A 21,589-nucleotide genomic window follows, 5' to 3' on the forward strand; every position below is an offset into this window, starting at 1 on the left:
ATTTAAGGGTGGGCAAGTTGGTGTTTGATTAAAAATTAGTCAGAACACCAAGAATTGTGGGACTTTTCGCCTGTTTGTATTATTAATTATTTTTTGTTTTTATTAAAAACTTATCGTTATGATTATTTTTAATTATAACTTTTTGTTTTTAATGACGTTTTAAGTGGGTGTAGGCACAAGATACAAACATGAAAAGGTGGCAGTCCAGATGTTGGCCGGCCGCCCAAGTTTGCTTTAAGTTGAATTTTGTTCATCTAAATTTATTATTTATCCAAGTTTGTTATTTGAGTTAATTTATCATGAAAAACATATCGCTGTTTGATGAAACCATGCCGGAACACCTACCGTCTGATAAGACGGATGTGGGCATGGATACAAATGTCAGTTATGATGCTAATCATAAGGGTGATGCCCCTGTCGTCGGCGATAAAGACTTGGCAGGTGGCAGAGTGGGCGATGATGGCATGATTGGCGATGTTCAAAAACATGATGCCGACGCTGAGCTGTTTTGGCAGTCGTGCCTATCTGAGTTAAAACATGAGTTAAAAGAGAGTGAGTTAAATCAGTGGCTGCGTTCTTTAAAACCTGTATTTGCTGACGAGACGTTGGTGCTGTTTGCCATTAATGATGTGTTTATCCGTCGTATTGAGACGCATTATTATGATAAAATCTGTGTGGCGGTGGCACGTCTGGCAGATGGTGGTGGTCGGCATGTGTCAAGTGTTGCCCTGCGGGTCATGCCCCTTGTGCCAAAAAGCGACAAGGTAGACAAAACTCCCAAAAAGCAAAAGCCCAAATCACCCAAAAAGCCGACGAGCATTGAAGAGAGCCAGCCCTTAGAAGAGCGGTTTACCTTTGAAAATTTTGTCAAGGGTAAGTCCAATGCACTGGCATATAACGCCTGCCAAGAGCTGACTAAAAACCTGACCGATAAAACCGCCAAGCATGACACGCATTTGTATTTTATCTATGGCTCATCAGGGCTGGGCAAGACCCATCTCATGCATGCGGTGGCTCACCGCTATGAACGTGCTGGGCTTTTGGTGTGTTATTTTAGCAAAGATCAGTTTTTTAAGGTGACCATTAATGCCCTGCGTGGGGGCGAGGGTGGGGCAGATTCTCTGCTTCGACGGATTTGTCAGGCGGATTTGCTCATCGTTGATGATGTTCACATGATTAATAACAAAAACGGCCCGAAAGTCTCGCAGTTTTTGATGACGTTATTTGGCGAATTTACCAAAGGCGATAAACGGCTGATTTTGGCGTCTGACAGACCACCGTCACAAATGCAGGATTTTGACACACGCTTTTTGTCACGCTTTGAGGGTGGGTTGTCGCTTGCCATCGAACCGCCTGACATTGAAATGCGTATGCAAATTTTGCAAAAAAAGGCGACGTTGCTTGGCATGGAACTGCCCAAAGACTGTGCGATTTTTATGGCACAAAACATGCCCCCCGATGTTCGCCGATTAGAAGGAGCGTTAAACCAAGTGCGTGCCAACGCCCTATTGGTGGGTGGTGAGGTGACACTCTCGCTGGTACGTCATGCCATCAAAGACCGTATTGAGGCACGAGCAAGAGCGGTTAATGCAGAGAATATCCGTGACCTAGTGGCGGAGTATTATGGCGTTTCAATCAAAGATTTGATTGGTAAAAAGCGGGCTCGTAACATCGCTCGCCCCCGTCAGATGGCGATGGCATTGGTGCGCGAGCTGACCCAAGACAGCTTTCCTGAGATAGGACAAGTGTTTGGCGGACGAGACCATACCACGGTCATGCATGCTTGCGAGAAAATTAGCGAACTGCGAGCCGAAGATTCGTCGGTGGAAAAAGACTACCAAGCCTTGCTTGCTACGCTTGAATTTGCCTGATGGTAACAGCCATCATGAAATGCGGTGTGAAGTTTGTTATAATAGATATGTTAAATTTTTTGTAAATATTAAGGATTTTTATGAAATTAGTCATTGATAAAGCCCTACTCATCAAAGCCATGACGCTCATCATTGAAGCGGTGGATAATCATCACCAAATGGCGATTTTGGGCAACTTAAAACTGGTGCTAGAACCACAAAGCCTGACGATGACCGCGTCCGATTTGGAAGTGGAGCTGACCAATGTCATTAGTCTGCCCGAGGGGGCGTGCGTGACGGCAGGGGCGGTAACCATTCCTGCAGATAAGTTTTTTGGCATTTGCAAAGCTTTGCCTGATAACATGGTCAGCATTGAAGTGGCGGGCAGTCGCTGTCATATCACCAGTGGCAAGGGCAAATACATGCTTAGCACGCTACCTGCTCAGGATTATCCAAGTATTGGCGAGCCACGCTCAGAAAAGCTGGTTAAAATCGGACGTGATACCTTATTTAATCTCATCAAGCACACCCGCTTTGCCATGGCGACCCAAGACGTACGCCACTACTTGACAGGACTGCTCTTTGAGATTGAGGGCGACAAACTGACCGCGGTGGCAACCGATGGACATCGTTTGGCGGTGGCGTATCAAACCTTGGCGGACAGCCATGATGAAACCAAAGTCATCATCCCTGGTAAGGCGGTCAGTGGGTTAGAAAAGCTCTTGACCGACCTACTAAAAACTGCCGAAGAAAATGGCGACATGGTAACTTTGGGATTAGATAGCGACTTTTTGACCGTCAGTTTAAACTTTGGCGGGCAGATGATGATATCTTTGACCGCCCGCTTGATTGAGGGTAAATTCCCCGACTACCGCCGTGTCATGCCGACCAATAATGATAAAATTGCCATTTTTAATAAAGACAGCATGGTTGAGGTCTTGCGTCGGGTGGCAGTGGTAAACACCAAAGACTCCCCTGGTGTGCTACTGCACTTTGTCAAAAGTGAGACGGTGGATGTCATCTCAACCAACCGTGAGCAGGACGAAGCCAGAGAAGAAGTGGCGGTCAACTACACAGGCGAGCCAATTGAGATTTCATTTAATGAGTCTTATTTGCGTGCTGTGCTAAATGTGTTAGAGGGCGACATTCGCCTAGAAATGGTACATCCGACCAGTCCGACACGCATTTATCAAGTGGGCGATGACCACAATTATCAATATGTCGTCATGCCTATGCGTGTGTGATGGGCAGGGCATGATCACACAGCTTCAAATCACTCACGTACGCAACCTAGCTCAGATAAGTCTGACACTCGCTGACTGTAATGTGTTCGTGGGGCGTAATGGCAGTGGCAAAACATCGCTTTTAGAGGCGGTGTTTTTGTTGTCTCGGGGTAAAACTTTTCGCCATCATGAGCCCAAACGCTACATCAGCCATCATCAAAAATCCTGCACGGTGTGGGCGATGACGGGGTCTGACATGTTAGCAGTGCAAAAAAATCTGGATGAGCGACAGCTGGCAACGACAGTATTAAAACTCAACGGACAAAACGTAGCCACCCAAAGTCCGCTGACTTATGCCTTACCAGTATTGCCCATTGATCCCAGTGGCATGGCGGTGCTAGAAGAAGGCAGTCATGCTAGACGGCAGATGTTGGACTGGCTGACGTTTCACGTGAAACAGGAGTTTTATGGAGAATGGCTTGCCTATCAGCGACTGCTCAAACAGCGAAATTTATTACTAAAATCGCCCCGTGTGCGTGAGCGAGTAGGCGAAGTGCGGGCATGGGACAGTCAGCTGGCGTATCACGCAGATAAGCTACACCGATGTCGGCAGGCGGTCTTTGAGCGGTGGCAAGTGTGCTTTGATGAGATGATGGGGCGACTGCTGCCGCATTATCAAGGCGATATTTATCTGTCTTATCAAGCAGGCTTTGATGATAAGGTAGGACTGCTCTCTGTGTTGGCGTCTCGTTTGGACTCTGACATGGAGCTGGGTTATACCCGCGTGGGGGCTCATCGTGCTGATGTGATGGTGATGTTAAAGCAGTCTGGCGATGGCAGGCAAATCAAAAGTCAGGCGGTGGATGTACTCTCTCGGGGTGAGAAAAAACTGCTCATCATCGCCCTAAGACTCTCACAATTACAAGTGATGTGTGCCTATCAGCAGATACAGCCTGTGGTGCTTGTCGATGACATTGATGCGGAGCTTGATGTGGGAGCGATGGATGTACTGCTCGATACGCTACTGTCGCTGCCTTGTCAGCTCATGATAACCAGCTTACAAGATGAGACGGCAAGGATAGTCGCCCAAAAAATATCAGCCCTGCATGAGCCAAAGAGCTTTAAAAAGTTTCACGTGAAACAGGGTGATATCACAGCAGATAGTGAGTGTTCCACGTGAAACAAAAGGGTGTGATAACATAAGCGATAAAAAAGAGCTTGATATTCAAGCTCTTTTGTTTTATTTAGACTTCTATTTACGCCTTAATCTCTTGGACGGCTCGCCATGCTTGGTCTATTGCCCCATCAGCATAAGGCATCCAGTCGGCATCAGAGTTTGCCATGTGGATATTGCCATGAGCTTGTTTGACACTGTCCAGTGTTTTCTCAGCAATGTCATCTTTATCAAACAAGACATTGCGTTCATAGCTGTATCCATGCCCCCAGCGGTTGATGGTGATGGCAAGAATCTTGTCGTCAAGATTCTCTCCTGCCACGTCGTACATCTCACGCAGTTGGTCAAGGGCTTGTTTTTCTAGGTCATGATAACTGGCTCGGTACAGCTCGGAGCGTCCGATTTTACAGGCTTCACGCACGTCTTTACCTGTGCCATAAGGCACGGCGATACGCACCATATGAACAACCATAGGTTCACTTGGGTCTTTGGGGTAGTGATAGTCGCCCATGCTCACAGGATAGTCGGTCATGATAAGGCAATAAGGGGCTTTGGGGGCGTAAAACTGCCATGCACCGAGTTTTTTAAAGGCTTGCCAGTCTTTGACCAAGATTTTGGTATAAATCATTGGCACACGGATGTTTTGTAAGTGGTCATCCTTTTGGGTTTGGGGCAGGTCGCTATCGATGAGTGGTATCATGCCATGCTGACATGCTAGAATACAGTGATGAGCGTTCACACGGTAGAGCTTACCGCCCTTTTTGTAGCCTATCATCACGCCCTTTTTGCCGTCGGTTTCGATGTTTTTAACTTGGACAGCGGTGGCATTTAGGCGGATATTGACAGATTGCTCGGGTGTGTCAAGTTTGGTGTAGTCAAATTTATCTAGCACGATGGCTTCCATCTCGCTTTTGCCGTTGGCGTGGTCAGGGTTAGCGATAACCGTGGGTATCATCTTTTTGACCAGTAGGCGAGCGATGGAGGCGTTGCCATCAGGAAAGTGAAAAATATAAGGCTCGCTCTCGCCATCGTCATCGGCTTCTAACCCTGATAATTCAAGTCCTGCATAGCCCTCATAAAAGGCGTCATAAGCTGACAAACCATCAATGTTAAATCCCCAGTATTCCAAACAAAGCTCTTCCATATACGCCATCGCCCCTTGGGGGAGCTTGACATGGTCTTTTAAAAATTTGTCGTAACTGATGGATTGCAGGTAGTCTTCTCGCTCGCTGGGTGCCATGTCGCCCAAATAGTCTTTGGGGGTGGTATATAGCTCTATCAGGGCGTTTTTGTCTGTATCTGATAAAGGAGCTTTGGCAAACAACTCTGTGGCGTTGTCAGCATTCGGCTCATCGGGCAGTACCACGCTTTGTCCAAAGGTGGCTTTATTAAAAAACACGCCCTGCTTGTTCATGCCTAGGTTTTTAAAGTATTCTTGGTCATAATAGGTGTAAAATTTTTGTACATCAATGCCAAGCTCATTAAGCAGTCCCATGGCTTCATCGCTATAATCGCTTGGAGTATCAATGGATTCACTGCCACCATAACTGATGCGAAAGATGTCTTTGCCATCAACGCTTTCACTAAACTCATTGCGTTTGGCATGACCACCAAAGTCATCATGATTGTCTAATACTAAGATTTTGGCATTGGGAAACTTTTTTTGGTAAAAATAGACACTGGCAAGCCCGCTAATGCCTGCCCCAACCACAACCAAATCTACCGTCTCTGATACGCTCTCGCCTGAGACGTCAAACTGTGCTTTTTTCCACGCCATCTCGTGAGCGACATCATAACTGCCTGCATGGTCGCCACGCAAGCCTGTCAGTTCGGGCGGATAGTTGGAGCTGGTCTTGGCGGTTGGTGGTGGGGTGTTGCCACTGGCTTTGGGTGTATCTGTCTGTGGCGTGGGAGTATCATCACTGCAAGCGGTTAGTGTGCCTGTGGCAAGGGAAGTGATGAGTAGGGCTGAGCCGTTTAAAAAATCACGGCGGGTGATGTGTCGTGTCATGAGTATATCAAATGTCTAAAAGGCAAATTTTAACGTAAAATTTGTAAAAATCAATGAAAAAATGATGAGTGAAAAATGGCAAGTTTCAAAAACGATAAAGCCCCAACTTGCGTTAGGGCTTACCGTATGGGTTTTGTAGTCCGTCCATCATCCATGGTTCATGTATCAGCGGTCATCCGTGGTGGTATATCCATGTGCCGTCTTCCTTGCTGATGGGTGTATTAAATCTCTTTCCAAACTAAAAATAAACCCTTGTAAGTATTGGGGTTGAAGTTTTTAAAAATCTACAAAAATCAGGGTTTGGAAAGAAGTCTATTATGTCAAAAGTTGGCCTGTAAGAAAATACGCAAAAATCGCAAAGTTTTGTAAGCATATGCTTACAAACGCAAATCACGCCCCAAATCCCTTTATTAACGCCCGCACGCCCAATATCAGCAAAATGACAAGCACGATTTTTTTTAAACATTGCTTGGGATATTTTATCCCGAAAATAAAACCCCAAATATAAAAACATCACACTCGCCACACCAATCATCAGCCAGTCATTTTTGGGCAAGGCAGTCAGAGCTTGCCACAAGACGATAAGCTGGGCGATTTTGCCAACGACATAGCATAGGTTACTTGCCTTGATAAGCTCGGTTTTTGGGTCATCGGTGTATTCGGTAGCGGAGAGCAAATACATCACGAGCAGGGGCGACATGGCGTTGGTGGCTCCGCCCAACACCCCTGCAATCGTACCGCTTATCACAAGGCTTGGAGTGGTGTTGGGCAGGTTAAAATTTTTGCCCACGCTCATCGCCACAAACTGCATGGCGACATAGCCAACAATGAGTAGCCCTAACGCAATCAGTAGATGATGAGATGCGATGATAAAAACAAGTTTTGTGCCAATAAAACTGCCAACAAAACTTGTCAGCACAAGGAGCCAGTACTTTTTAAGATAATAAACAATCCGTCCACCGTCCAAAAACACGACCAAATTGATAAGCAAACAAGGAATGACCGTCAGCACCAAAACGTGCGACATCGGATAGCTACTTGCCAAAGCGGTGGTAGCGATGAGTGTTACGCCAATGCCTGTCAGCCCATGAAAGATACTGGCGATGATAAAGGTTAAGATGATAAGAGTAAAGGCGGTCATGGCACTTCTGACAAAATGGGTAAAATAGGTAAAAGTAAAATAGGTAAAACGGGTAAATGCAGGTGTAGATTTGTGCCTATCAAACACCCCTAAAACTTGTTATAATAGCACATTTATCATTCATATAAGTAGGATATTATGGATACCCAAGCCACAAGCCCTAATCCCATCAACCACACCGCCATCTACCAAAAACTTGCCACAGACCATGCCGTGCGTGCCGAGCAGGTTCAAGCCTTTGCCGATTTGCTGGACGAAGGGGCGAGCGTGCCATTCATCGCCCGTTATCGTAAGGACAAAACAGGCGGACTTGATGATGGCATGCTTCGTACCCTAGAAAAAGCCCTAACGCACGAACGGGATTTGGCGGTTCGCCGTAACAAGGTGCTTGAGCTTTTGACCGCCCAAAACGCCCTAACGGACGAACTTACCCTGCGTGTCAAAAACGCCATGAGCAAGTTGGAGCTTGAAGCGATTTATGAGCCCTACCGCCCAAAACGCCGCACCTTGTCGGCTAAGGCGACTTTGGCAGGGCTTCGCCCGATTGCCGAGCGGATTTTGGCAGGGGAAAGCTTGGATACGGCACTATCGGACTACACGCCTGTTAGCACGGTAACGGATGAGCAAGGCGAGAGCTTTGATGTGGATTATAGCACTCGTGATTTACAACTAGCAGGCGTGCAAGCGATTATCCTTGATGAATGGGCGTTGAATTTAGATTTGTTTGACAAGGTGCGGGCAGGCTTTAACGCCACAGCAAGCATTCACGCTAAGCTTGTGGGCGAAGAAAAACGAGAGGCAGGCGAGAAATTCAAAGACTATTTTGACCATACCGAAACCTTTGCCAAGCTCTCCAATCATCGCCTACTTGCCATGCTTCGTGGCAGACAGGCAAATGTGCTTGTCCTATCCGTGCTTGGCGAAGATGAGCCGTTTGTCGCTCAAATTAAAACCACTTTTGGGGCAAGCGATACGGACGAGCGTGGGCAGTTTTTGAGCGAGACGTCAGACAGATTATGGAGTGCCAAATGGCGACCACAGATTGAGCATCGCCTATTGACCGAGAGACGACTGGACGCTGAAACGCACGCCATTGGCGTATTTGCCCAAAATCTAAAACACCTACTCATGACCGCCCCTGCTGGACGCAAGGTTATCCTAGGCGTGGACCCTGGTATCCGTCATGGCGTAAAAATGGCGGTGATTGACAGCACAGGCGATGTCGTGGCGACTGACACCGTGTACCCCTTTACCGACCCCACGACCGACAAGGCAAAGGCGGTGATTGCCAAGCTCATCGCTGATTATGGTGTGGAGCTTGTCGCCATTGGCAACGGCACAGCAAGCCGTGAATCGGATGAGCTTGTCAAGGCGGTCATTAGCGAGAACAGCCTATCCGCCAAAGCGGTGGTGGTATCGGAAGCGGGAGCGAGCGTGTATTCGGCAAGTGAGATTGCCAGTAGCGAGCTACCTGAGCTTGATGTGTCGGTGCGTGGGGCGGTGTCTATCGCCAGACGATTGCAAGACCCCTTGTCCGAGCTTGTCAAGGTTGAACCAAAAGCAATCGGTGTGGGACAATATCAGCATGATGTCAATCAAGCCGAGCTAGAATCAAGCCTTGACAAAGTTACCGAAGACTGCGTGAATGCGGTGGGTGTGGACGTGAACACGGCAAGCCCTGCCATTTTGGCTCACATTGCAGGACTCAACAAAAATGTCGCCCAACAAATCGTGAACTACCGCCGTACCAATGGAGCATTTAAAAACCGTGAAGAGCTAAAAGCCGTGCCACGTTTGGGCGTAAAGACCTTTGAGCAGTCGGCAGGATTTTTGCGTATCAAAGACGGCACCGAGCCACTGGACGCAACAGGCGTACACCCCGAAAGCTATGGGCTGGTGTATGAGATTTTGCGTAAGGCGGACAAGTCGTTGTCGGACGTACTGGGCAATGAAACCCTTGCCAAATCGCTAAACGACAGCACGGACAATTTTAGTCAGCTTGCCACGGTGCTTGCCGAGCTTGCCAAACCTGCTCACGACCCCCGTGGCGAATTTAAAACCGCCAAATTCCGTGATGATGTGAGTGAAATCAAACACTTACAAATCGGCATGGAGCTAGAAGGCGTGGTAACGAACGTAACTGCGTTTGGTTGTTTTGTGGACATTGGCGTACACCAAGACGGATTGGTGCATATCTCTGAGCTGTCCGACAGTTTTGTGGCTGACCCTGCGGACGTGGTCAAGCCCCAAGACATTGTCAAAGTGCGTGTGCTATCGGTGGACGAGCCAAGAAAGCGGATTGGGCTTTCTATGAAATCGCCTGACAAAAAAGAAGTGCCAAAGTCTGACAAATCGGATAAAGCATTTAAAGACAAAACAAACGCCAAGCCAAGCAATAAGCCCAATAATAAGCCAAAACGTGAATTTAACAAAGCCAAAAACGAACCTGCCAAAGTGGGGAGTTTTGGGGCGTTGTTGAAACAGGCGGGGCTTAAATAGTTTGGGTTATTGAGAATGAAGGTGGGGTTGCCTGCCTTTGTTTTGTCGTGTATAAATCTACACCTAACAAACTCGATATTTACCACGGGTTTGTAGGGGTGTGCTGAGCACACCTTTTGATGATATTATTGTGCAAGGCGTGCTCAGCACGCCCCTACGTCCACACATCATGGTATTTGTAGTAATTTTAAAGTTTTTTAGGTGTAACAGTAAAAACAAAGCCACAAATGGGGGTCATTTGTGGCTTTTGTCATGGGGTTTTGCTACCTGCGGTGTTCCATTGGGTTGTCCATAATATCAGCGTTCATCCATGTTGGCTTATCCATTTGCCATCTCCTTGCTGATGTGTGTATTATGCCAAAATAGCACCCATAAGAAAATACGCAAAAATCGCAAAGTTTTGTCAGCATTTGCTTACAAATGCTTATTCGGCGTTTTTATCCAAAAGTGTCAATAGCTCTTTGTCATTGACCAACACGTCAGCAAGGGTATAGCCATCTAGCACCGCCACAAAGGCAAGCATGGCTTTATAAAACACCCCCTTTAAACGGCAGGCAGGCGAGATGACACAGCTGTTGGTGTCATCGCCGATATTGACCAAGCTGATTTTACCGTCTGTGTTTTTAGAGTTATCATCTAAGCATTCTAATATGCCAAAATCGCTCTCGGTGTGGCGAATGAGTCGCCCGATGTTAATCTCGCTTGGGTCTTTGGCTAGGCGAATGCCCCCGCCTTTGCCACGCACGCTCTCGATGTAGCCCAATTTACCCAGTTGATGAATGATTTTGGTGAGATGACTTTTTGAGATGTCATAGGCTTGGGCGATGTCGTCAATGTTGGCAAGCTCGCCATCTTTGGGTGTTACCGCCAGATAAATCAAAGAACGTAGAGCATAATCGCTATAATTGGTCAGTTTCATGTTGTTATTCTTCAAGTTAAAAGAATATTATAACAAATTTATGGGGGTTTTACTGTTTTTTGCTTGTTTTAATCTCGTGCTTTGTTTATTCTGTAAGTGATTGATATGTATCAAATTATCTAAAATTAAAGGGCGGAAATGTTCCACCCTTTTAAAAAATCAAATTCAAATCTTACACGCACCACCTTCACAGCCGTCATCATTTTCGCCATCAAATCCGCCGACCACGCTCACGTCCGCCAAATCGCCAAGCATGGCATCAAAGTCCAGCTCATCAAGGTTTAAATCGTCCAAATCAATCGCTTGTGAGTTTGTCATGGGTATCTCCTAGTTAGGGTTTATAAAATTAAAAAATTAGATTGGGTGAATCATTTCGCCCTTTTTGAAATATACTCATCACATATCCAAAGGTTGCCATTCTTTACCCTTTAATGGCGGTAGATAGGCAAGCCCTTTTTGCTGATACGCCCAAAGCTGGCTTGGGATTTTGTAGATGTCGTTACGCTCAGGGTCGATGTGCGTGGCGATTTTGTCGGTGTCGCCTGTCTTTAATAGCGTGGCAAAATTGGGGTTCATCATGACCGCCTTACCCACCGCCACAAAATCCGCCCAGCCTGTGCCATACGCACGCACCACGTCATCAGCAGAGAGTAGACAGCCCACGCCAATGAGTGGCAGTTTTCCACCAATGCGGGCATGGAGTTGTTCTATGCGGGTTAAATTGGTGTCCGCCCCACGTCTCGCCTTTTTATAAAAATCCCACAATGAGACGTGCAGGTATTGGAGTGGCTCATTCACCAAAGCATCAATCAAATCAAACGCATCCGCCATCGTCAAGCCGTCATCGCCTGATTCTTCTGGCGAAAAACGGTAGCCGATGATAAACTCCGCCTTGCCGTGTTTGGCTTTGATGTCATTGACCGTTTTGATGACGGCTTTGGGAAAACGCAAGCGGTTCTCCAAGCTTCCACCCCATTCATCATCTCGCTTGTTGGCTTGGGGCGAGAAAAACTGCTGAATAAGATAATTATTCGCCCCATGAATCTCCACGCCATCAAACCCTGCTCTTATCGCTAGGTCGGTTGCCACGCCAAAGCCTGTGATGACCGCCTGTATCTCGTCCACGCTCATGGCTCGGGCGGACTGCTTGCCGTTGTCCATATTAGACGGGGCGATGACTTCGCCAAACTGGGGAAGCGACTGATAACCGCCATGATGAATTTGCAAAATCGCCTTTGCACCACCTTTTTTGATGATATTGGCGGTGTCGGTTAGGCTTGCCAAATGACTCTCATCATAAGCAGACGGTTGCCCGACAAAGGCTTTACCGCTTGGGTGTACCAAAGTCGCCGCTGTGATAAATAAGCCAAAATCGTCCGACCGTCCTGTCAAAAATGCCCGCTCTTCATCGGACAATGTGCCGTCAGCATTGGACGCATAGTGGGTCATTGGAGCAACGACAAGGCGGTTTTTTATCTCCACGCCATTATTTAGGGTAAACGGAGTAAAAAGTGGGGTTGTATCAGTCATAAATTTTCTCTTTAAAATAAAAAGGGTTGATTGCTAAATTGGTATTAAATCTCTTTCCAAACTAAAAATAAACCCTTATAAGTATTGGGGTTGAAGTTTTTAAAAATCCATAAAAATCAGGGTTTGGAAAGAAGTCTATTGTTAAATTGGACGGTAGGGGCGAATCACATTCGCCCTTGTAAACGCATCAAGTTTTAGGCTCTTTAACCATAGTAAAACAATATGCTATTGTTAATCTATCCTACTTTTGGGCAGGTTTTTGGGTAAATATGATTTCCAATACGCCATTAAAACATCAAGTCAACCTTTTGCCACATCAGCAAGTAGCTCATACGAGCGAGCCTGCTTGTCTTTGTCATAAATGTAGCTTACCGCCATAAATTCATCGGTATTGACTTGGCTTTGTAGTTGCTCTAATTGGGCTTTGACCGTCTGTGGCGAACCAATCACGCTACACGCCGTCATGCTCTTTGCCATGGATAGGATATGCGGTGGAATACGGCTCTCGATGTCAGGGGCAGGCGGTTTCATGCCTGAGCGTTCGCCCGTTACCACGTTCAAGAAAAACTGCAAACTGGTGGTGGAGAGGAGCTGGGCTTCACTGTCGGTATCGGCAACAATGGCATTTAGTCCTACGATGACTTTGGGTTTGTCTAGTACGTCAGACGGCTTAAATTCTCTGCGGTAAATCTCCACCGCCTGCACCAAAAACCGTGGGGCAAAATGGGAAGCAAACGCATAAGGCAAGCCCAGCTCCCCTGCCAAATACGCACTCTCGGGGCTAGAACCCAAGATATAAAGTGGCACGTTTAGCCCTTTGGCAGGGTAAGCTCGCACTTTGTCGCTGTCGTCATTGCCAAAATAAAACTGCAACTCTTTAATGTCGCTTGGAAAACTCATCGCAAAATCGTCCTGATGACGGCGAATGGCTCGTGCGGTGGCAGGGTCTGTACCAGGGGCTCGCCCAAGCCCTAAATCCACACGGTTGGGGTATAGGCTTGCCAGTGTGCCGTACTGCTCGGCAACGACAAAGGGCGAATGGTTGGGGAGCATGACACCACCCGAGCCGACTCGGATTGTGCTTGTTTTGTCAAGCACACGTTGGATTAAAAGGCTTGTGGCGGAGCTTGCCAGATAGGGCATATTGTGATGTTCGGCAATCCAGTAGCGAGTGTAGCCTGTGCGTTCGGCAAGCTGTGCCAAGCCCACAAGGTTGTCAATGGCATCATTGAACGTCTCGCCGTCTCGTAAGGGAGCAAGGTTTAAAATAGATAAGTCGGTCATGGGTTTTCTCGCTTTTACATTTATAAAAATTTAGATATGTTTTGGCAAAATTTTTGGGTGTTATTTGATTAAATGGATAGGCGGGGGCGAATTGCATTTGCTCGATTATCAACGCACCACAAAGGGCAAATTATGTTAATCAGACAACCCGCCAATCTCATCACGCACTTGGCGGATAAAGCCGTCCACACCGCTTGGGCAGTAGCGGTAATACGTCCATTTGCCAAGGCGTTTGCTCTCTATTAGCCCTGTTTGTTGTAGGCTACCTAGATAACTTGAAATCACCGATTGGGCAAGCCCTGATTTGTCGGCAATCACACCCACACAAATCCCACCGTCAAAACCCGTCTCTGCGCAGCGTAAAGCGTCCGCCCCAAAATGCGTGGTAGGGTCTTTGAGCCACAGCAAAATCTGATAGCGGACATCGTTGGCAAGCACTTTAAAAATGTCGGTGGATTTCATGAATACAAATAATCTAAAAATAATACATCATTATATCTATAAATTTAGATATGTCAAGAGGGTCGCACTATCATAAATATGATAAAATGGCATTAAACAAAGCCATTTAAAAATCACGCCATGTCCCATACCACACCGCCCATGAAAGACGGCATTTCTCCAAGCCGTATTTATTTAGAAAAATTAAACAATCAGCCCGAGAGCTTACTGGCTTTTTTATGCCAAAAATTCCCCCACATCAGCCCTGATGAGTGGCAGACACGCTTTGATGGTGGTGATATTTGGGGCGATATTGGGGGCGAGATGACAGGCGGTGTTACCCCTTTGATGGCAGAGACACCCTATGTGCATGGGCGAACGATTTATTATTATCGAACCCTACAAGATGAGATTGCCGTGCCGTTTGATTATCACATACTCTTTGAAAATGATGAGTTTATGGTAGTGGATAAGCCCCATTTTTTGGCGGTAACACCATCGGGCAGTTATGTCAAGCAGACCCTGCTTACTCGCCTAAAAGCCGATACGGGCAATGCCGATTTATCTCCCATTCACAGGCTAGACAGAGAGACGGCAGGGCTCATTCTCATCAGTAAAAATGTCGCCACACGCCATCAGTACCAAGCCTTATTTGCTCATCATGCCATCACCAAAGTGTATCATGCCATCACCAAAGTGTATCATGCCATCGGCATTGTTAATCATAACTTAACAATGCCGATGGATATTCGCCTGCATTTGGAGCGTGGCGAGCCGTTTTATGTCATGCGTGTCAATGCCGACAAGTCTGCCAATACCCACACGCACATTGATATTTTGGCGGTCAAAGGCGACCTTGCCAAGTACGAACTTCGCCCCACGACCGGCAAACTTCATCAGCTTAGAGTTCATCTAAACCATCTTGGCATACCTATTTGCCACGACCCGTATTATCCGACTGTTCGCCACAAGCCCAAAGATGACTTTACCAAGCCCTTGCAACTGCTCGCCAAACACCTTGTATTTAATGACCCTATCACAGGCGAGCGGTGGGAGTTTACATCAAGGCAAAATTTAGATTTGGGGCGTGCCTGCCCTTTACAACACGAGTGAAACTTTGAAAATGTGTGGGGTAAATGGTTGTTTTTGCATGAAAAATGGCTAAATCTTGTTTTTCTACGTCAAAATCCTTGTTGATATTTCAATATCAACTGCGGGATTTTCCTTGAAAAACGTGCGATTTCCCCTATTTTTCATTGCAAATATAAAGGGTGGGCACGCCCCATAAAAAACCCTGCGGCTGGGCAGGGTTGGATAGATTTGCTAGTGTTAAATCACCAAAACAAAAAACTTACCCCAAGCAAAATGAGTAGCACACATTGGAGTATTAAAAAGGTTTGGTGTTTTTTTAAAAACGCCACAAGGGGCGAGCCTTGCTCTTTGTCGTCCATATTGTGGACGGTCAGCATGTCAAGCTCTTGCTTGGCTGGGTGTTTGTTGTCGTTCATGGGGGCAACTGATTTCTCATTGACAAAATCATTGGGGTTCATGCTCATGACCATGTCAAATCTCCGTGGTACTGATGTTTGCTTTTTGCTCAATTTATTGTAATTTTGTGTAAATAAATATTACGATAAATATTTTTTGTGTTATTTGTTGTACTATTATATCGGTTTTTTTGAAAAATTTAAATAAAAAATAGCATTTTTGTGTAAAATTCATGAGTATTTTTGTAAATTTCTATTTTTAACAATACGAATGAATATTTCCAATCTCTTACCAAACATCCATCAAGCAAAATCAAATCAGACAGCCACGCCAAAAAATGATAAAATAGACTGATTTATTCATTTTCTTTTTACTAATAATATAGGAACTGCCATGACACTTACCGCCGACCAAGTCTTATTTGAAAAAGCCAAACGCCATATCCCAGGGGGCGTAAACTCGCCTGTCCGTGCCTTTGTAGGGGTGGGCGGTACGCCTGTGTTCGTGAGCCGTGCCAAGGGTGCGTATATGTACGACACCGAAGGGCGTGAGTACATTGATTATGTGGGTTCGTGGGGGCCGATGATTTTGGGACATGCTCACCCCAAGGTCATTGATGCGGTAAAGCTCGCCTGTGATGACGGCTTGTCTTTTGGGGCTCCCACGCCCTTTGAGACGACGATGGCGGATTTGATTGCCGATATCATGCCACACATTGAACTCATTCGTATGGTGTCATCAGGCACAGAAGCTACCATGAGTGCCATTCGTCTGGCTCGTGGCTACACAGGGCGAGACAAGATTGTCAAATTTGAGGGGTGCTATCATGGGCATTCAGATAGCCTACTTGTCAAGGCGGGTTCTGGTATGCTAGACATTGGTGAGCCGACATCAAAAGGCGTGCCTGCCGACTTTGCCAAACATACCATTACTCTACCTTATAATGACACCCAAGCACTACAATCTGCCTTTGACAAATTTGGTGATGAATTTGCATGCGTGATTTTAGAGCCGATAGCGGGCAACATGAACATGGTTATCCCAAGCCAAGAATTTCATAACACCCTGCGTGAGCTTTGCACCAAGCACGGGGCGGTGTTGATTTTTGATGAAGTAATGACGGGCTTTCGTGTGGGACTAAAAGGGGCAAGTCATCATTTTGGCATCACCCCAGACCTTAGCACCTTTGGCAAAATCATCGGGGCAGGCTTGCCCGTGGGAGCATTTGGTGGTAAACGGGAAATCATGGAATGTATCGCCCCCTTAGGTGGTGTGTATCAAGCAGGAACGCTCTCAGGCAACCCTTTGGCCATGCGTGCAGGTAAGGCAATGTTTGATGAATTAACCCGTCCGGATTTTTATGAACAATTAACCGCCAAAACCGCCAAATTGGTCAATGGCTTACAAAAACTGGCGGATAAACATGGCATAGACTTTTCAAGTTGTTATGTGGGCGGTATGTTTGGGCTGTTTTTTAGCAAAGAGTTACCCAAAAACTTTGATGATGTGGCACACGCCGACACCAAGCGTTTTAATCAGTTTTTTCATGCCATGCTAGAACAGGGTGTCTATCTTGCCCCATCTGCCTTTGAAGCTGCCTTTATGTCTATTGCCCACACCGATGATGACATTGAGCGGACACTTGTTTGTGCAGATAAGGCATTTGGTGAGCTGATTGGTTGATTTTTTAAAATTGACTACCATATAATTTGATTGTATTGCTAATTAAAATTGCTGTTATAAAATATTTTTGCCCTGTGCAATTTGGAAAAAACCATGCTAACAAAAGCCATCAGTGCTGTATTCGGCACCAAAAACGAACGTGAATTAAAGCGTATGCATAAGGTTGTGGACAAGATTAACGCCCTTGAACCCACAATCTCGGCACTGTCTGATGATGAGCTACGCCAAAAAACCGATGAGTTTAAAAGCCGTCATGCCAATGGCGAGAGCCTTGATAAGCTCTTGCCCGAAGCGTTTGCCGTGTGCCGTGAAGCGTCCAAACGTGTGAACGGCATGAGACACTATGACGTTCAGCTCATCGGTGGCATGACCTTGCACGAGGGTAAGATTGCCGAGATGAAAACGGGCGAGGGTAAGACCTTAATGGCAACCCTTGCCATGTACCTAAATGCCATCAGTGGCAAGGGCGTACACGTTGTAACAGTGAACGACTATCTGGCAGGGCGTGATGCCGAGCTAAACCGTGGACTGTTTAGTTTCTTGGGGCTGACGGTGGGCGTGATTTATAGCCAACAGCCTCCCCATGAGAAATTTGATGCTTACCGTGCCGACATCACTTATGGCACCAACAACGAATACGGTTTTGATTATCTTCGTGATAACATGGTGTTTAGCAAAGATGAGAAAAAACAGCGTCCGCTTAATTACTGTATCATCGATGAGATTGATAGTATTTTGATTGACGAAGCTCGTACACCGCTCATCATCTCAGGGCAGGCCGAGGACTCGGCTCATCTGTATGCCTTGATTAATAACATCATTCCCCGCCTAAAAAAATCCGACAACGAAGAGGATAATAAAAACAACGTGGCGGAGGATTTTTGGATTGATGAGAAAAACCGAGCCATTGAGATTAGCGAAAAAGGCTATGAGAAAATTGAGAAATTTTTGATAGAAGTGGGCGAGCTTGGCGAAAAAGAAAGCCTGTACAGCCCTGCCCGCTTGCCCCTGCTCGCTCATGTGCAAGCGGCGATTAGAGCTCATCATCTGTTCATCAAAAACGTGCATTATATCATCTCTGAGGATAACGAGATTGTCATCGTGGACGAAAACACGGGGCGTACCATGCCGGGCAGACGTTGGAGTGAGGGGCTACACCAAGCGGTAGAGGCCAAAGAGGGCGTGGAGATTCAAGCCGAAAACCAAACCATGGCAACCACCACGTTCCAAAACTATTTTCGTCTGTATGACAAGCTCTCTGGCATGACAGGGACGGCAGACACCGAAGCGGCGGAGTTTAAATCCACTTATGACATTGATGTGGTCATCATTCCCACGCACCGTCCGATTGCTCGTGTGGATTTGAACGACCAAATTTTCTTATCCAAATTGGGTAAATATCAAGGCATTATCCGTGAGATTCGTGAGATTACTGCCAAAGGAGCCCCTGTACTGGTCGGTACGGCAACCATTGAGGCGAGTGAGGAGCTGTCGTATTTGCTTGACCAAGCTGGCATTAAACATAACGTCCTAAACGCCAAACAGCACGAGCGAGAAGCCGAAATCATCGCCCAAGCAGGCAGACCGTCTGCGGTAACCATTGCCACCAACATGGCAGGGCGTGGTACGGATATTATCCTAGGCGGTAACTGGCAGGCAGAGATAGAGGATTTGGACGCACTCACCGATGCCCAAAAGAGCGAGTTACAAAGCCAATGGCAAGCTCGTAACGAGGCGGTCAAAGCGGCAGGGGGTCTACACATCATCGGCTCTGAACGCCACGAATCACGCCGTATCGACAACCAGTTACGTGGGCGTGCAGGGCGACAAGGCGACCCCGGTCAGTCTCGCTTTTTCTTATCACTAGAAGATGACTTGATGCGGATTTTTGCAGGCGACCGTGTGGTGTCAATGATGCGTGCCATGGGGCTAAAAGAGGATGAAGCCATTGAACATAAAATGGTGTCTCGCTCGATTGAGAACGCACAGGGCAAGGTAGAAGCTCGTGATTTTGATGCTCGCAAAAGCCTGCTAAAATACGATGATGTCGCCAACGAACAGCGTAAGGTCATCTATGGACAGCGTGATGATTTGCTAGAAGAGATTGATTTACAAGAGTCTATCAAAGCCATGCACCATGAGGTGTATAACGCCCTTATCACGCAGTTCGTGCCAGTAGGTTCGGTCGATGGCCAGTGGAACATTGACGGGCTAGAAGATGAGATTGAGGACGCCTTTGGCTATTATATGCCGATTAATGACTGGCTGGACGCTGACCGCCGTCTCGATGAAGAGGGTTTGCGTGCTAAGATTATTGAGTTTGCCATTACTCATTATCAGAAAAAACGTGAGTCCATGGGCGAACAAAACGCTGCCCGATTGGAGCGTGATTTTATGCTCCGCAACCTTGACCGCCACTGGAAAGAGCATTTGACCCAAATGGATCAGTTGCGTAAAGGCATTCATTTGCGTAGCTACGCCCAAAAGAATCCCGAGCAAGAGTATAAGCGTGAATCTTTTGATTTGTTCCAGTCCATGCTTGGGGCGATTAAATCAGACGTGGTGCAGGACTTGGCACGGGTGCATATCGCCACCCCAGAAGAGATTGCCCAAATGGAAGAAGAGCGTCGCCGTCAAGCCGAGATGATGCGACTGCATTTTGAGCATAATGACATGGGGTTAGAAGGTGAGATTGCCACCGATGAGAGTCGCCCACGAGCCACCCAAAATGTCCAGCGTATCACGGTCAGTCTAGGCGGTGCCGTACCGTCCATGCCAAATCTTATGCCAAACGGTCATGCCAATACCAACACTAATACCAGCATGGACACCAACCAAAGCATGACAGATGTGGGCGACACCGCAGAAACCCAAAACACCGATGATGTCTTTATCCCTGCCAACATCAACCGTAACGCCCCCTGCCCCTGTGGCAGTGGCTTAAAGTATAAACAATGTCATGGTAAGATTTAGCATTTAACACTTAAAGGCAATCATTAAAAAAGGGCGTCATGCCCTTTTTGTTTTAAACTCTCATTTACCACGCATATCAATCACCCACACTTCTGCTTGTGAACCCAAGCGAAACGGCACGCCCCAAAAGCCATAGCCTGATGACACCACCACATGCGTGCCGTTGATTTTTTCGTGTCCGTATGCCACGCGGTTAATGGCTTTGACGATAAAATTGGCAGGGAAAACTTGCCCGTTATGGGTATGCCCCGACACTTGCAGGTCAATGGGCAGCTCTGTATTTTGGTCAATCTGGCTTGGTCGGTGGTCAAGTAATATCACAGGGTGGCGAGTATCCACGCCATGCATCAGCTCGTGCGTGGGCAAGCGGTCGGCATAATGGTCATCATACCGCCCGATAATCGTCATCGGTGTGCCATTGATGACAAACGTTTGGGCGGTGTCATCAAGCAGTATCGCTCCACTATCACGCACCGCTTGTACGATGGCGTGGCGTTCTTTGGCGTTGTATAGGTCATGATTGCCAAGGCTGGCGATGAGATTGCCATTGACCGAAGCGACTAGGTTGTCAAAAGCGGTGTGCATCTTTTCGCCATGATAAACGTGCGTGTCATCGTCCATGATGTCCCCCGGCATGAGTAGCATGTCCGCTTTTTCACGTCTTAAAATATCCGCCAAACGATTGAGCTGGCGACTGCCGACCAAGTAGCCCAAATGGGTGTCGCTCGCCACAGCCACTCTCACAGGGTTCATCGGTTTGTCAATTTGTATGGATAAATGTCGCACCACAGGCGTATAAGCATTATAAACGGACAAGCCGACCAGTCCTGCAAAGCTCGCCACACCAAACACACGCACCATCACACCATCTACCCCACCCATGATGGCACCAAAAGATGGGATGTGCTTTATGGCAAACACAAGCAGTGTGGTCATGATGATACTTAGCACGCCAAGCCATAACACCGCCATATAACCCATACCAAAGCGAAACATGCCCACAAACAGCGTAACCAAAAACAAATGCGTGATGACAAACATGCCCGCAAACACCGCCGTTTTGGCATTGGGCAGATAAGGTTTGATAAGCCAAAAAATGCCCTTCGCTCCGATGTAAGTAAACAGCTCAATGAGTAAAATGGTCGTGGCTAAAAAGAAAAGTCGTCTCATGGTGGATTTTTAAAAAATTATTCATATTACCCCGACCCACCCCAAAACACAAGTCATAAATCCCAACCGTAATTATTTAAAAAATAAAATACTAGCATTTAAAAAATACTCTCATTTTATTAATAATTCCTATTTACATAGCCATACGATGATTTTATAATATTAGACTTCTTTCCAAACCCTGATTTTTGTGGATTTTTAAA

Annotated in this window: 16 protein-coding genes; 7 read left to right on the top strand and 9 right to left on the bottom strand. The window is 46.7% G+C overall.

Features of this window, described 5'->3' with window-relative positions; genetic code table 11:
- Positions 1–299 precede the first annotated feature (299 nt).
- From dnaA to recF, 3 genes are all read left to right on the top strand, one after another.
- Positions 300–1,871 (top strand): chromosomal replication initiator protein DnaA, encoded by a 1,572-nt coding sequence (gene dnaA, locus B5J94_RS02720; protein ID WP_062500202.1) that lies wholly within the window; start codon positions 300–302, stop codon positions 1,869–1,871.
- Between the two features lie 80 nt (positions 1,872–1,951).
- Positions 1,952–3,094: a DNA polymerase III subunit beta gene (gene dnaN / locus B5J94_RS02725; protein WP_062500200.1), complete on the top strand. Its 1,143-nt coding sequence runs from the start codon at positions 1,952–1,954 to the stop codon at positions 3,092–3,094.
- A gap of 10 nt (positions 3,095–3,104) precedes the next feature.
- Complete coding sequence (gene recF, locus B5J94_RS02730; protein ID WP_062500198.1) at positions 3,105–4,253, top strand: DNA replication/repair protein RecF; 1,149 nt, start codon at positions 3,105–3,107, stop codon at positions 4,251–4,253.
- Positions 4,254–4,329: 76 nt separating this feature from the next.
- On the opposite strand, the gene B5J94_RS02735 is transcribed toward recF, so the two are convergent.
- Together B5J94_RS02735 and B5J94_RS02740 are read right to left on the bottom strand one after the other, a co-directional pair.
- Positions 4,330–6,258, bottom strand: coding sequence for an NAD(P)-binding protein (locus tag B5J94_RS02735; RefSeq protein WP_062500196.1), 1,929 nt, complete (start codon positions 6,256–6,258; stop codon positions 4,330–4,332).
- Positions 6,259–6,496: 238 nt separating this feature from the next.
- The gene (locus B5J94_RS02740) at positions 6,497–7,399 is read right to left on the bottom strand and encodes a sulfite exporter TauE/SafE family protein (protein WP_143821886.1); all 903 of its coding nucleotides are present in this window, start codon (positions 7,397–7,399) and stop codon (positions 6,497–6,499) included.
- Between the two features lie 135 nt (positions 7,400–7,534).
- Between B5J94_RS02740 and B5J94_RS02745 the strand changes: the two genes are divergently transcribed.
- The gene (locus B5J94_RS02745) at positions 7,535–9,898 is read left to right on the top strand and encodes a helix-hairpin-helix domain-containing protein (protein WP_373280033.1); all 2,364 of its coding nucleotides are present in this window, start codon (positions 7,535–7,537) and stop codon (positions 9,896–9,898) included.
- A 424-nt stretch (positions 9,899–10,322) separates the two neighbouring features.
- On the opposite strand, the gene B5J94_RS02755 is transcribed toward B5J94_RS02745, so the two are convergent.
- The 5 genes from B5J94_RS02755 to B5J94_RS02770 all read right to left on the bottom strand — a co-directional run bounded on the left by B5J94_RS02755 (position 10,323) and on the right by B5J94_RS02770 (position 14,093).
- Positions 10,323–10,817, bottom strand: coding sequence for an Rrf2 family transcriptional regulator (locus B5J94_RS02755; RefSeq protein ID WP_062500800.1), 495 nt, complete (start codon positions 10,815–10,817; stop codon positions 10,323–10,325).
- Positions 10,818–10,982: 165 nt separating this feature from the next.
- The gene (locus tag B5J94_RS14025) at positions 10,983–11,135 is read right to left on the bottom strand and encodes a hypothetical protein (protein ID WP_156471080.1); all 153 of its coding nucleotides are present in this window, start codon (positions 11,133–11,135) and stop codon (positions 10,983–10,985) included.
- Positions 11,136–11,213: 78 nt separating this feature from the next.
- Positions 11,214–12,347, bottom strand: a complete 1,134-nt coding sequence (locus tag B5J94_RS02760; protein WP_062500798.1) for an NADH-dependent flavin oxidoreductase — start codon at positions 12,345–12,347, stop codon at positions 11,214–11,216.
- A 300-nt stretch (positions 12,348–12,647) separates the two neighbouring features.
- Positions 12,648–13,631, bottom strand: coding sequence for an LLM class flavin-dependent oxidoreductase (locus B5J94_RS02765; RefSeq protein ID WP_062501498.1), 984 nt, complete (start codon positions 13,629–13,631; stop codon positions 12,648–12,650).
- A gap of 135 nt (positions 13,632–13,766) precedes the next feature.
- The gene (locus B5J94_RS02770; protein WP_062501500.1) at positions 13,767–14,093 is read right to left on the bottom strand and encodes an ArsR/SmtB family transcription factor; all 327 of its coding nucleotides are present in this window, start codon (positions 14,091–14,093) and stop codon (positions 13,767–13,769) included.
- Between the two features lie 120 nt (positions 14,094–14,213).
- Between B5J94_RS02770 and B5J94_RS02775 the strand changes: the two genes are divergently transcribed.
- The gene (locus tag B5J94_RS02775; RefSeq protein WP_211271040.1) at positions 14,214–15,185 is read left to right on the top strand and encodes a pseudouridine synthase; all 972 of its coding nucleotides are present in this window, start codon (positions 14,214–14,216) and stop codon (positions 15,183–15,185) included.
- 221 nt (positions 15,186–15,406) lie between these two features.
- On the opposite strand, the gene B5J94_RS02780 is transcribed toward B5J94_RS02775, so the two are convergent.
- The gene (locus tag B5J94_RS02780; RefSeq protein ID WP_143821887.1) at positions 15,407–15,628 is read right to left on the bottom strand and encodes a hypothetical protein; all 222 of its coding nucleotides are present in this window, start codon (positions 15,626–15,628) and stop codon (positions 15,407–15,409) included.
- 325 nt (positions 15,629–15,953) lie between these two features.
- On the opposite strand from B5J94_RS02780, the gene hemL reads away from it, so the two are divergent.
- Positions 15,954–17,243 (top strand): glutamate-1-semialdehyde 2,1-aminomutase, encoded by a 1,290-nt coding sequence (gene hemL, locus B5J94_RS02785; RefSeq protein ID WP_062500733.1) that lies wholly within the window; start codon positions 15,954–15,956, stop codon positions 17,241–17,243.
- A gap of 93 nt (positions 17,244–17,336) precedes the next feature.
- Positions 17,337–20,216: a preprotein translocase subunit SecA gene (gene secA, locus B5J94_RS02790; protein WP_062500735.1), complete on the top strand. Its 2,880-nt coding sequence runs from the start codon at positions 17,337–17,339 to the stop codon at positions 20,214–20,216.
- Between the two features lie 60 nt (positions 20,217–20,276).
- Here the strand turns inward: secA and B5J94_RS02795 are convergent, their stop codons facing one another.
- A complete protein-coding gene (locus B5J94_RS02795) occupies positions 20,277–21,386 on the bottom strand; it encodes a metallophosphoesterase (protein WP_062500737.1) in 1,110 nt (369 codons plus the stop codon).
- Between the last annotated feature and the right edge of the window lie 203 nt (positions 21,387–21,589).

This window comes from Moraxella lacunata, from assembly GCF_002027545.1.
GTDB classification, from domain to species: Bacteria; Pseudomonadota; Gammaproteobacteria; order Pseudomonadales; family Moraxellaceae; genus Moraxella; species Moraxella lacunata.

Excerpts from the sequence above, each read along its gene's own strand:
- dnaN (WP_062500200.1), top strand. The coding sequence starts at position 1,952 with ATGAAATTAGTCATTGATAAAGCCCTACTCATCAAAGCCATGACGCTC.
- B5J94_RS02740 (WP_143821886.1), bottom strand. The coding sequence starts at position 7,399 with ATGACCGCCTTTACTCTTATCATCTTAACCTTTATCATCGCCAGTATC.
- B5J94_RS02760 (WP_062500798.1), bottom strand. The coding sequence starts at position 12,347 with ATGACTGATACAACCCCACTTTTTACTCCGTTTACCCTAAATAATGGC.
- dnaA (WP_062500202.1), top strand. The coding sequence starts at position 300 with ATGAAAAACATATCGCTGTTTGATGAAACCATGCCGGAACACCTACCG.
- B5J94_RS02775 (WP_211271040.1), top strand. The coding sequence starts at position 14,214 with ATGTCCCATACCACACCGCCCATGAAAGACGGCATTTCTCCAAGCCGT.
- B5J94_RS02735 (WP_062500196.1), bottom strand. The coding sequence starts at position 6,258 with ATGACACGACACATCACCCGCCGTGATTTTTTAAACGGCTCAGCCCTA.
- B5J94_RS02795 (WP_062500737.1), bottom strand. The coding sequence starts at position 21,386 with ATGAGACGACTTTTCTTTTTAGCCACGACCATTTTACTCATTGAGCTG.
- B5J94_RS02770 (WP_062501500.1), bottom strand. The coding sequence starts at position 14,093 with ATGAAATCCACCGACATTTTTAAAGTGCTTGCCAACGATGTCCGCTAT.
- recF (WP_062500198.1), top strand. The coding sequence starts at position 3,105 with ATGATCACACAGCTTCAAATCACTCACGTACGCAACCTAGCTCAGATA.
- B5J94_RS02765 (WP_062501498.1), bottom strand. The coding sequence starts at position 13,631 with ATGACCGACTTATCTATTTTAAACCTTGCTCCCTTACGAGACGGCGAG.
- B5J94_RS02755 (WP_062500800.1), bottom strand. The coding sequence starts at position 10,817 with ATGAAACTGACCAATTATAGCGATTATGCTCTACGTTCTTTGATTTAT.
- hemL (WP_062500733.1), top strand. The coding sequence starts at position 15,954 with ATGACACTTACCGCCGACCAAGTCTTATTTGAAAAAGCCAAACGCCAT.
- B5J94_RS02780 (WP_143821887.1), bottom strand. The coding sequence starts at position 15,628 with ATGAGCATGAACCCCAATGATTTTGTCAATGAGAAATCAGTTGCCCCC.
- secA (WP_062500735.1), top strand. The coding sequence starts at position 17,337 with ATGCTAACAAAAGCCATCAGTGCTGTATTCGGCACCAAAAACGAACGT.
- B5J94_RS14025 (WP_156471080.1), bottom strand. The coding sequence starts at position 11,135 with ATGACAAACTCACAAGCGATTGATTTGGACGATTTAAACCTTGATGAG.